Here is an 11,631-nt window from a genome sequence, read left to right on the forward strand (position 1 = left end):
TTCCATCGCTGTGCCCCGCTTGGGACCGGTACGCGCGTAGTGAGTCCGAGCCCTCGGAAGGACCCCCTCTTGGCCGCCTCGCGCACTGCCTCGACCGCGAATACGAACAACGGCGCCAGCACCGCCCCGCTGCGCATCTCCTTTGCAAAGATCAAGGAGCCCCTAGAGGTTCCGAACCTTCTTGCGCTGCAGACCGAAAGTTTTGACTGGCTGCTCGGCAACGACGCGTGGAAGGCTCGTGTCGAGGCGGCTCTGGACAGTGGACAGGACGTCCCCACCAAGTCCGGTCTTGAGGAGATCTTCGAGGAGATCTCCCCGATCGAGGACTTCTCAGGGTCGATGTCCCTGACGTTCCGCGACCACCGCTTCGAGCCTCCCAAGAACTCGATCGACGAGTGCAAGGAGCGCGACTTCACGTTCGCCGCGCCGCTCTTCGTCACCGCCGAGTTCACCAACAACGAGACCGGCGAGATCAAGTCCCAGACCGTCTTCATGGGCGATTTCCCGCTCATGACGAACAAGGGCACCTTCGTCATCAACGGCACCGAGCGTGTCGTGGTGTCGCAGCTGGTCCGTTCGCCGGGTGTCTACTTCGACTCCTCCATCGACAAGACGTCCGACAAGGACATCTTCTCCACGAAGGTCATCCCCTCCCGGGGTGCCTGGCTGGAGATGGAGATCGACAAGCGCGACATGGTCGGTGTCCGCATCGACCGCAAGCGCAAGCAGTCCGTCACCGTCCTGCTCAAGGCTCTCGGTTGGACGACCGAGCAGATCCTTGAGGAGTTCGGCGAGTACGAATCCATGCGCGCCACCCTGGAGAAGGACCACACCCAGGGCCAGGACGACGCACTGCTCGACATCTACCGCAAGCTGCGTCCGGGCGAGCCCCCGACCCGTGAGGCCGCGCAGACGCTGCTCGAGAACCTCTACTTCAACCCCAAGCGCTACGACCTCGCGAAGGTCGGCCGCTACAAGGTCAACAAGAAGCTGGGCAGCGAAGCCCCGCTGGACGCCGGGATCCTGACCGTCGAGGACATCATCTCGTCGATCAAGTACCTGGTGAAGCTGCACGCCGGTGAGACCGAGACCGTCGGCCCGAACGGCGCCTCGATCGTCGTCGAGACCGACGACATCGACCACTTCGGCAACCGTCGTCTGCGCAACGTCGGCGAGCTCATCCAGAACCAGGTCCGTACGGGTCTGGCGCGTATGGAGCGAGTCGTCCGCGAGCGGATGACGACCCAGGACGTCGAGGCGATCACGCCGCAGACCCTGATCAACATCCGGCCGGTCGTCGCCTCCATCAAGGAGTTCTTCGGCACCAGCCAGCTGTCGCAGTTCATGGACCAGAACAACCCGCTGTCGGGTCTCACCCACAAGCGCCGCCTGTCGGCTCTTGGCCCGGGTGGTCTCTCCCGTGAGCGGGCCGGCTTCGAGGTCCGTGACGTGCACCCCTCGCACTACGGCCGCATGTGCCCGATCGAGACCCCCGAAGGCCCGAACATCGGCCTGATCGGCTCGCTCGCCTCCTACGGCCGGGTCAACGCGTTCGGCTTCGTCGAGACGCCGTACCGACGGGTCACCGCCGGTGTCGTCACCGACGAGGTCGACTACCTGACCGCCGACGAGGAGGACCGCTTCGTCATCGCGCAGGCCAACGCCCTGCTCAACGACGACATGCGCTTCTCCGAGACCCGGGTCCTGGTCCGCCGCCGTGGCGGAGAGGTCGACTACGTCCCAGGTGACGACGTCGACTACATGGACGTCTCGCCGCGCCAGATGGTGTCGGTCGCGACCGCCATGATCCCGTTCCTGGAGCACGACGACGCCAACCGTGCCCTCATGGGCGCGAACATGATGCGCCAGGCCGTGCCGCTGATCACCGCCGAGGCTCCCCTCGTCGGTACGGGCATGGAGTACCGCTGCGCCGTCGACGCCGGTGACGTCATCAAGGCCGAGAAGACGGGTGTGGTCCAGGAGGTCTCCGCGGACTACGTCACCGTGGCCAACGACGACGGCACCTACACCACCTACCGGGTGGCCAAGTTCTCCCGCTCCAACCAGGGGACCTCGGTCAACCAGAAGGTCGTCGTCAACGAGGGCGACCGGGTCGTCGAGGACCAGGTCCTCGCCGACGGTCCGGCCACCCAGGAAGGCGAGATGGCGCTGGGCAAGAACCTGCTCGTCGCCTTCATGCCGTGGGAGGGTCACAACTACGAGGACGCGATCATCCTGTCGCAGCGCCTCGTGCAGGACGACGTCCTCTCCTCGATCCACATCGAGGAGCACGAGGTCGACGCCCGTGACACCAAGCTCGGCCCCGAGGAGATCACCCGGGACATCCCGAACGTCTCCGAGGAGGTCCTCGCCGACCTCGACGAGCGCGGCATCATCCGCATCGGTGCCGAGGTCGTCGCCGGTGACATCCTGGTCGGCAAGGTCACGCCCAAGGGTGAGACCGAGCTGACCCCGGAGGAGCGTCTGCTCCGCGCGATCTTCGGTGAGAAGGCGCGCGAGGTGCGCGACACCTCGCTGAAGGTGCCGCACGGCGAGATCGGCAAGGTCATCGGCGTCCGCGTCTTCGACCGTGAAGAGGGCGACGAGCTGCCGCCGGGCGTGAACCAGCTGGTTCGGGTCTACGTGGCGCAGAAGCGCAAGATCACGGACGGCGACAAGCTCGCCGGCCGGCACGGCAACAAGGGTGTCATCTCCAAGATCCTTCCGATCGAGGACATGCCCTTCCTTGAGGACGGCACGCCGGTCGACATCATCCTCAACCCGCTGGGTGTCCCGTCCCGAATGAACCCGGGACAGGTCCTGGAGATCCACCTCGGCTGGCTCGCCAGCCGCGGCTGGGACGTCTCCGGGCTCGGCGAGGACTGGGCGCAGCGACTGCAGAGCATCGGGGCCGACAAGGTCGACCCGGGTACGAACGTCGCGACCCCCGTCTTCGACGGCGCGCGTGAGGACGAGCTCGCGGGTCTGCTCCAGCACACCATCCCGAACCGCGACGGCGACCGCATGGTCCTCCCGTCCGGCAAGGCACGGATGTTCGACGGCCGCTCCGGCGAGCCGTTCCCGGAGCCGGTCTCGGTCGGCTACATGTACATCCTCAAGCTCCACCACCTGGTCGACGACAAGCTGCACGCCCGCTCGACCGGTCCGTACTCGATGATCACCCAGCAGCCGCTGGGTGGTAAGGCCCAGTTCGGTGGCCAGCGCTTCGGTGAGATGGAGGTGTGGGCGCTTGAGGCTTATGGCGCCGCTTACGCCCTCCAGGAGCTGCTGACGATCAAGTCCGACGACGTGACCGGCCGCGTGAAGGTCTACGAGGCCATCGTCAAGGGCGAGAACATTCCTGAGCCCGGCATTCCCGAGTCCTTCAAGGTGCTCATCAAGGAAATGCAGTCGCTCTGCCTCAACGTGGAGGTGCTGTCCTCGGACGGTATGTCCATCGAGATGCGCGACACGGACGAGGACGTCTTCCGCGCCGCGGAGGAGCTCGGTATCGACCTGTCCCGGCGTGAGCCGAGCAGCGTCGAAGAGGTCTGACGGGTCTGGCCGGGGCTCGCTGAACACGAGCCCCGGCTAACCAACCCCGGACCCCAGTCAGACCAGTGAAGAATCGACCCCGAAAGAGGGATTGACGACAAGTGCTCGACGTCAACTTCTTCGACGAGCTGCGGATCGGCCTTGCTACCGCTGACGACATTCGTCAGTGGTCCCACGGTGAGGTCAAGAAGCCGGAGACCATCAACTACCGCACCCTCAAGCCCGAAAAGGACGGACTCTTCTGCGAGAAGATCTTCGGTCCGACCCGGGACTGGGAGTGCTACTGCGGTAAGTACAAGCGCGTCCGCTTCAAGGGCATCATCTGCGAGCGCTGCGGCGTCGAGGTAACTCGCGCCAAGGTGCGTCGTGAGCGGATGGGCCACATCGAGCTGGCCGCTCCCGTCACCCACATCTGGTACTTCAAGGGCGTTCCGTCGCGGCTGGGCTACCTGCTCGACCTCGCCCCGAAGGACCTCGAAAAGGTCATCTACTTCGCCGCGTACATGATCACGTACGTCGACGACGAGCGTCGTACGCGTGACCTGCCCTCGCTGGAGGCGCACGTCTCCGTCGAGCGTCAGCAGGTCGAGAACCGTCGCGACTCCGACCTCGAGGCCCGCGCCAAGAAGCTCGAGACCGACCTGGCCGAGCTTGAGGCCGAGGGTGCCAAGGCCGACGTGCGCCGCAAGGTGCGCGAAGGCGCCGAGCGCGAGATGAAGCAGCTGCGCGACCGTGCGCAGCGCGAGATCGACCGTCTCGACGAGGTGTGGACCCGCTTCAAGAACCTCAAGGTCCAGGACCTCGAAGGTGACGAGCTGCTCTACCGCGAGCTGCGTGACCGCTTCGGCACGTACTTCGACGGATCGATGGGTGCCGCGGCGCTGCAGAAGCGCCTGGAGTCCTTCGACCTCGACGAAGAGGCCGAGCGCCTTCGCGAGATCATCCGTACCGGCAAGGGCCAGAAGAAGACCCGTGCGCTGAAGCGGCTGAAGGTTGTGTCCGCGTTCCTGCAGACCTCCAACAGCCCCAAGGGCATGGTCCTCGACTGCGTCCCGGTCATCCCGCCGGACCTTCGCCCGATGGTGCAGCTGGACGGTGGCCGCTTCGCGACCTCCGACCTGAACGACCTGTACCGCCGTGTGATCAACCGCAACAACCGCCTGAAGCGGCTTCTCGACCTCGGCGCGCCCGAGATCATCGTGAACAACGAGAAGCGCATGCTCCAGGAGGCCGTGGACGCCCTCTTCGACAACGGTCGTCGTGGTCGCCCGGTCACCGGTCCCGGCAACCGCCCGCTGAAGTCCCTGAGCGACATGCTCAAGGGCAAGCAGGGTCGTTTCCGCCAGAACCTCCTCGGCAAGCGCGTGGACTACTCCGCGCGTTCCGTGATCGTCGTCGGTCCGCAGCTCAAGCTGCACCAGTGCGGTCTGCCGAAGGCGATGGCGCTGGAGCTCTTCAAGCCGTTCGTGATGAAGCGCCTGGTGGACCTGAACCACGCGCAGAACATCAAGAGCGCCAAGCGCATGGTGGAGCGCGGCCGCACGGTCGTGTACGACGTCCTCGAAGAGGTCATCGCCGAGCACCCGGTTCTGCTGAACCGTGCTCCCACCCTGCACCGCCTCGGCATCCAGGCCTTCGAGCCGCAGCTGGTCGAGGGCAAGGCCATCCAGATCCACCCGCTCGTCTGCACCGCGTTCAACGCGGACTTCGACGGTGACCAGATGGCCGTGCACCTGCCGCTCTCCGCGGAGGCGCAGGCCGAGGCCCGCATCCTGATGCTGTCCTCGAACAACATCCTCAAGCCCGCCGACGGCCGTCCGGTGACGATGCCGACCCAGGACATGGTCCTCGGTCTGTTCTTCCTCACCACCGACGGTGAACTGCGGGACGTCAAGGGTGAGGGCCGGTCCTTCGGCTCCTCGGCCGAGGCGATCATGGCGTTCGACGCCGGCGAGCTCTCGCTGCAGTCGCGCGTGGACATCCGCTTCCCGGTGGGCACCATCCCGCCGCGCGGCTGGACCCCGCCGGCGCGTGAGGAGGGCGAGCCGGAGTGGCAGCAGGGTGACACCTTCCGCCTGAACACCACCCTGGGCCGCGCGCTCTTCAACGAGCTGCTGCCCGAGGACTACCCGTTCGTCGACTACGAGGTCGGCAAGAAGCAGCTCTCCGAGATCGTCAACGACCTCGCCGAGCGGTACCCCAAGGTCATCGTGGCGGCGACGCTCGACAACCTGAAGGCCTCCGGCTTCTTCTGGGCGACCCGTTCCGGTGTCACCGTGGCCATCTCCGACATCGTCGTTCCCGACGCGAAGCGCGCGATCGTCAAGGGTTACGAGGACCAGGACGAGAAGGTCCAGAAGCAGTACGAGCGCGGTCTGATCACCAAGGACGAGCGCACGCAGGAGCTCATCGCGATCTGGACCAAGGCGACCAACGAGGTTGCCGAGGCGATGAACGCGAACTTCCCGAAGACCAACCCGGTCTCGATGATGGTGAACTCCGGTGCTCGCGGAAACATGATGCAGATGCGTCAGATCGCGGGTATGCGTGGTCTGGTGTCGAACGCCAAGAACGAGACGATTCCTCGTCCCATCAAGGCGTCCTTCCGTGAGGGCCTGTCCGTGCTGGAGTACTTCATCTCCACGCACGGTGCCCGTAAGGGTCTGGCGGACACCGCCCTGCGTACCGCCGACTCGGGTTACCTCACCCGTCGTCTGGTGGACGTCTCGCAGGACGTCATCATCCGCGAGGAGGACTGCGGCACCGACCGCGGCCTGCGTCTGGAGATCGCCGAGCGCGGCGCCGACGGCGTCCTGCGCAAGGCGGAGAACGTCGAGACCAGCGTGTACGCACGTGCGCTGGCCGAGGACATCACCGTCGACGGGCGGGTGCTGGCCCCGGCCAACACCGACCTCGGCGACGTCCTCATCGACGAGCTCGTCAAGCACGGCATCGAGGAGGTCAAGACCCGTTCGGTCCTGACCTGCGAGTCCGCCGTCGGTACCTGCGCCATGTGCTACGGCCGTTCGCTGGCCACCGGCAAGCTGGTCGACATCGGTGAGGCGGTCGGCATCATCGCCGCCCAGTCCATCGGTGAGCCCGGCACGCAGCTGACGATGCGTACCTTCCACACCGGTGGTGTGGCCGGTGACGACATCACCCAGGGTCTGCCCCGTGTCGTCGAGCTCTTCGAGGCTCGTACGCCGAAGGGTGTCGCCCCGATCTCCGAGGCCTCCGGCCGCGTGCGGATCGAGGAGACCGAGAAGACCAAGAAGCTCGTCGTCACCCCGGACGACGGCAGCGACGAGACGGCGTTCCCGATCTCGAAGCGTGCCCGACTCCTGGTCAGCGAGGGCGAGCACGTCGAGGTGGGCCAGAAGCTCACCGTGGGTGCCACCAACCCGCACGACGTGCTGCGCATCCTGGGTCAGCGTGCCGTCCAGGTCCACCTGGTCGGAGAGGTCCAGCGGGTCTACAACTCGCAGGGCGTGTCGATCCACGACAAGCACATCGAGATCATCATCCGGCAGATGCTGCGCCGTGTGACGATCATCGAGTCGGGCGACGCGGAGCTGCTGCCCGGCGAGCTCGTCGAGCGGTCGAAGTTCGAGACCGAGAACCGTCGTGTGGTGCAGGAAGGCGGCCACCCGGCCTCCGGCCGTCCGCAGCTGATGGGTATCACCAAGGCCTCGCTCGCCACCGAGTCGTGGCTGTCGGCGGCGTCCTTCCAGGAGACGACCAGGGTTCTGACGGACGCGGCGATCAACGCCAAGTCCGACTCCCTGATCGGCCTCAAGGAGAACGTCATCATCGGTAAGCTCATCCCGGCCGGTACGGGTCTGTCCCGCTACCGCAACATCCGGGTCGAGCCGACCGAGGAGGCCAAGGCCGCGATGTACTCGGCCGTCGGCTACGACGACATCGACTACTCGCCGTTCGGCACGGGCTCCGGCCAGGCCGTTCCGCTGGAGGACTACGACTACGGTCCGTACAACCAGTAGGCGGGTCGCCTGAACAAGGCGCCTGAGTCAGAGGGGCGGTCACCTTCCGGGGTGGCCGCCCTTCGGCGTGCCGTGGTGCGCCGGCGGTTCCGTCGGCGCTCCGCGTCGGGAATTCCTGACATGAGTGCTGCGGGAACCTGTGCCCGTAATGCCGTGTTGGAGCATGATGGAGACCCAGTCCGTCCGGGGGAGGTGCTCCCGTGTCGTATCCGTCGCCGTGGCAGCCGGGGCAGGGGCGCAATCAGCCTCGCCCCTGGCAGGAGCCGCCCGGTCACTCGATGCTCGCCTCGACCGCCGATCGGGAGCGCGCCGTGGATGTGCTCAGAGCGGGGTTCGGCGAGGGGCGCATGCAGCAGCCCGAGTTCGAGAAGCGGGTGGCGCGGGCCTACGCGGCCCGTACGGTGGGTGAGCTGGCCCTTCTGGTGGCCGACCTCCCGCAGGGCCCCGTACCGCTTCCGGCGGCCTCTGGGCCCGTGCCACGGACGTTCCTGCCGGTCGCTGTGGCGCCGAAGACGAACGAGAAGGCCGTCGGAGCGGCGATCTGCGGTGTGCTGTGTCTGGTGACCGTCGGGCTGACCGGGATTCCCGCGGTGATCCTGGGCCACACCGCGCGCTCCGAGATGCGGCACACGGGCGAGGGTGGCGAGGGTCTCGCGCTCACGGGGCTGGTGTTCGGCTGGCTGTCCACCGTGGGGTGGGCATTGGTGATGACCTTGCTGTTCGTCGTGGTGGCGACGTCCTGACGAAGATCATAAAAGGGGCCGGCGCTTGGCATGGTCCGCTCAGGGATGCTAGTGCGGTCCATTTGTTTTGACCGCAGCCTATGAGGTAGGTACGCTCAGACCTTGTGCCTGGGGTGTGCCCTGGCTTCCGTGCGTGCCTTCAACCGCACTAGGGGAGTCATCACCGGCCACCGCAATCTGCGCCCCTCCCGCCTCGCGGTGGGAATCTGCAGTGTTCGACACACCCGACCGCGTGGGTCGGTCGTGTTCCAGGTTAGTTTTACCATTCGGCACACAGAAACCGGAGAAGTAGTGCCTACGATCCAGCAGCTGGTCCGGAAGGGCCGGCAGGACAAGGTCGAGAAGAACAAGACGCCCGCGCTTGAGGGTTCGCCCCAGCGTCGTGGCGTCTGCACGCGTGTGTTCACGACCACCCCGAAGAAGCCGAACTCGGCCCTGCGTAAGGTCGCGCGTGTGCGTCTGACCAGCGGGATCGAGGTCACTGCTTACATTCCGGGTGAGGGACACAACCTGCAGGAGCACTCGATCGTGCTCGTGCGTGGCGGCCGTGTGAAGGACCTGCCCGGTGTTCGTTACAAGATCATCCGCGGTTCCCTCGACACCCAGGGTGTCAAGAACCGCAAGCAGGCCCGCAGCCGCTACGGCGCCAAGAAGGAGAAGTAGAAATGCCTCGTAAGGGCCCCGCCCCGAAGCGCCCGGTCATCATCGACCCGGTCTACGGTTCCCCTCTGGTGACCTCCCTGATCAACAAGGTGCTGCTGAACGGCAAGCGCTCCACCGCCGAGCGCATCGTCTACGGCGCCATGGAGGGCCTGCGCGAGAAGACCGGCAACGACCCGGTCATCACGCTCAAGCGCGCTCTGGAGAACATCAAGCCGACCCTTGAGGTCAAGTCCCGCCGAGTCGGCGGTGCGACGTACCAGGTCCCGATCGAGGTCAAGCCCGGTCGCGCCAGCACGCTCGCCCTGCGCTGGCTCGTCGGTTACTCCCGCGCCCGTCGCGAGAAGACCATGACCGAGCGTCTGCTCAACGAGCTTCTCGACGCCTCCAACGGCCTCGGTGCCGCTGTGAAGAAGCGCGAGGACACCCACAAGATGGCCGAGTCCAACAAGGCCTTCGCGCACTACCGCTGGTAGTCGCTACCCCCATCGAGACCGAGAGAAGACCGAAGCCTTATGGCTACCACTTCACTTGACCTTGCCAGGGTCCGCAACATCGGGATCATGGCTCATATCGACGCGGGTAAGACGACCACCACTGAGCGGATCCTCTTCTACACCGGCGTCAGCTACAAGATCGGTGAAGTCCACGACGGCGCCGCCACCATGGACTGGATGGAGCAGGAGCAGGAGCGTGGCATCACGATCACCTCTGCTGCCACCACCTGTCACTGGCCGCTCGACGACAACGACTACACCATCAACATCATCGACACCCCGGGGCACGTGGACTTCACGGTCGAGGTGGAGCGTTCGCTCCGCGTCCTCGACGGTGCTGTCACGGTGTTCGACGGTGTCGCGGGTGTCGAGCCGCAGTCCGAGACGGTGTGGCGTCAGGCCGACCGTTACGGCGTGCCGCGCATCTGCTTCGTGAACAAGCTCGACCGGACCGGCGCGGAGTTCCACCGCTGCGTCGACATGATCTCGGACCGCCTCGGTGCGCAGCCCCTGGTCATGCAGCTTCCGATCGGCGCCGAGGCCGACTTCAAGGGCGTCGTCGACCTCGTCACCATGAAGGCGTTCGTGTGGCCCGTCGAGGCCGCCAAGGGCGAGATGTACGACGTCGTCGACATCCCCGCCACGCACGCCGAGGCTGCCGAGGAGTACCGCGGCAAGCTGATCGAGGCCGTCGCGGAGAACGACGAAGAGATCATGGAGCTGTACCTGGAGGGCGAAGAGCCTTCCGAGGAGCAGCTGTACGCCGCGATCCGTCGCATCACCATCGCGTCCGGCAAGTCCAGCGACACCACGGTCACCCCGGTGTTCTGTGGCACCGCGTTCAAGAACAAGGGCGTCCAGCCCCTGCTCGACGCGGTCGTGCGCTACCTGCCGACCCCGCTTGACGTCGAGGCCATCGAAGGCCACGACGTGAAGGACCCCGAGGTCGTCATCAAGCGCAAGCCGTCCGTGGACGAGCCGCTCTCCGCCCTCGCGTTCAAGATCATGAGCGACCCGCACCTGGGCAAGCTCACCTTCGTCCGGGTCTACTCGGGCCGCCTGGTGTCCGGCACTGCCGTGCTGAACTCCGTCAAGGGCAAGAAGGAGCGCATCGGCAAGATCTACCGCATGCACGCGAACAAGCGTGAGGAGATCGAGGCGGTGGGCGCCGGCGACATCGTCGCCGTGATGGGCCTGAAGCAGACCACCACCGGTGAGACGCTCTCCGACGACAAGAGCCCGGTCATCCTGGAGTCCATGGACTTCCCGGCCCCGGTCATCCAGGTCGCCATCGAGCCCAAGTCCAAGGGTGACCAGGAGAAGCTGGGTGTAGCCATCCAGCGTCTCGCGGAGGAGGACCCCTCCTTCCAGGTTCACTCGGACGAGGAGACCGGCCAGACCATCATCGGTGGTATGGGCGAGCTGCACCTTGAGGTGCTGGTCGACCGTATGCGCCGTGAGTTCAAGGTCGAGGCCAACGTCGGTAAGCCGCAGGTCGCGTACCGTGAGACGATCCGCAAGGCCGTCGAGCGCGTGGACTACACCCACAAGAAGCAGACCGGTGGTACCGGTCAGTTCGCCAAGGTGCAGATCGCGATCGAGCCCATCACCGAGGCCGACGGCCCGGCGTACGAGTTCGTGAACAAGGTGACCGGTGGCCGTATCCCGCGGGAGTACATCCCGTCGGTGGACGCCGGTGCGCAGGAGGCCATGCAGTTCGGCATCCTCGCCGGGTACGAGATGACGGGTGTCCGCATCACGCTTCTCGACGGTGCCTACCACGAGGTCGACTCCTCCGAGCTCGCCTTCAAGATTGCCGGTTCGCAGGCATTCAAGGAAGGTGCCCGCAGGGCCAGCCCCGTACTCCTTGAGCCGATGATGGCCGTCGAGGTCACCACGCCCGAGGACTACATGGGTGAGGTCATCGGAGACATCAACTCCCGCCGTGGCCAGATCCAGGCCATGGAGGAGCGTGCCGGTGCTCGTGTCGTGAAGGGCCTCGTGCCCCTCTCGGAGATGTTCGGCTACGTCGGAGACCTCCGCAGCAAGACCTCGGGTCGCGCAAGCTACTCGATGCAGTTCGACTCCTACGCCGAGGTTCCCCGGAACGTCGCCGAGGAGATCATCGCGAAGGCCAAGGGCGAGTAACACACACCGTTTGCACGCTTTAGGCTT

The 11,631-nt window shown here is 65.7% G+C and carries 6 protein-coding genes; all 6 read left to right on the forward strand.

The annotated features are described in order from the left end of the window. Positions 1 to 69 precede the first annotated feature (69 nt). The 6 genes from rpoB to fusA all read left to right on the forward strand — a co-directional run bounded on the left by rpoB (position 70) and on the right by fusA (position 11,604). Positions 70 to 3,555: a DNA-directed RNA polymerase subunit beta gene (rpoB, locus tag OHS59_RS26500; RefSeq protein ID WP_328495887.1), complete on the forward strand. Its 3,486-nt coding sequence runs from the start codon at positions 70 to 72 to the stop codon at positions 3,553 to 3,555. 101 nt (positions 3,556 to 3,656) lie between these two features. Then, positions 3,657 to 7,556 carry a DNA-directed RNA polymerase subunit beta' gene (locus tag OHS59_RS26505; protein WP_328495888.1) on the forward strand — a complete coding sequence of 1,300 codons (3,900 nt, stop codon included), beginning with the start codon at positions 3,657 to 3,659 and terminating at the stop codon, positions 7,554 to 7,556. Positions 7,557 to 7,756: 200 nt separating this feature from the next. Further along, entirely contained in the window at positions 7,757 to 8,299 is a 543-nt protein-coding gene (locus OHS59_RS26510; protein ID WP_328495889.1) for a DUF1707 and DUF4190 domain-containing protein, read from the forward strand. 291 nt (positions 8,300 to 8,590) lie between these two features. After that, entirely contained in the window at positions 8,591 to 8,962 is a 372-nt protein-coding gene (rpsL, locus tag OHS59_RS26515) for a 30S ribosomal protein S12 (RefSeq protein WP_003948652.1), read from the forward strand. A 2-nt stretch (positions 8,963 to 8,964) separates the two neighbouring features. Then, positions 8,965 to 9,435: a 30S ribosomal protein S7 gene (gene rpsG / locus OHS59_RS26520; protein ID WP_081218873.1), complete on the forward strand. Its 471-nt coding sequence runs from the start codon at positions 8,965 to 8,967 to the stop codon at positions 9,433 to 9,435. A gap of 39 nt (positions 9,436 to 9,474) precedes the next feature. Then, the gene (gene fusA, locus OHS59_RS26525) at positions 9,475 to 11,604 is read left to right on the forward strand and encodes an elongation factor G (protein WP_328495890.1); all 2,130 of its coding nucleotides are present in this window, start codon (positions 9,475 to 9,477) and stop codon (positions 11,602 to 11,604) included. The last annotated feature ends 27 nt before the right edge of the window (positions 11,605 to 11,631 follow it).

The organism is Streptomyces sp. NBC_00414, from assembly GCF_036038375.1.
In the GTDB taxonomy this organism is placed as follows: domain Bacteria; phylum Actinomycetota; class Actinomycetes; order Streptomycetales; family Streptomycetaceae; genus Streptomyces.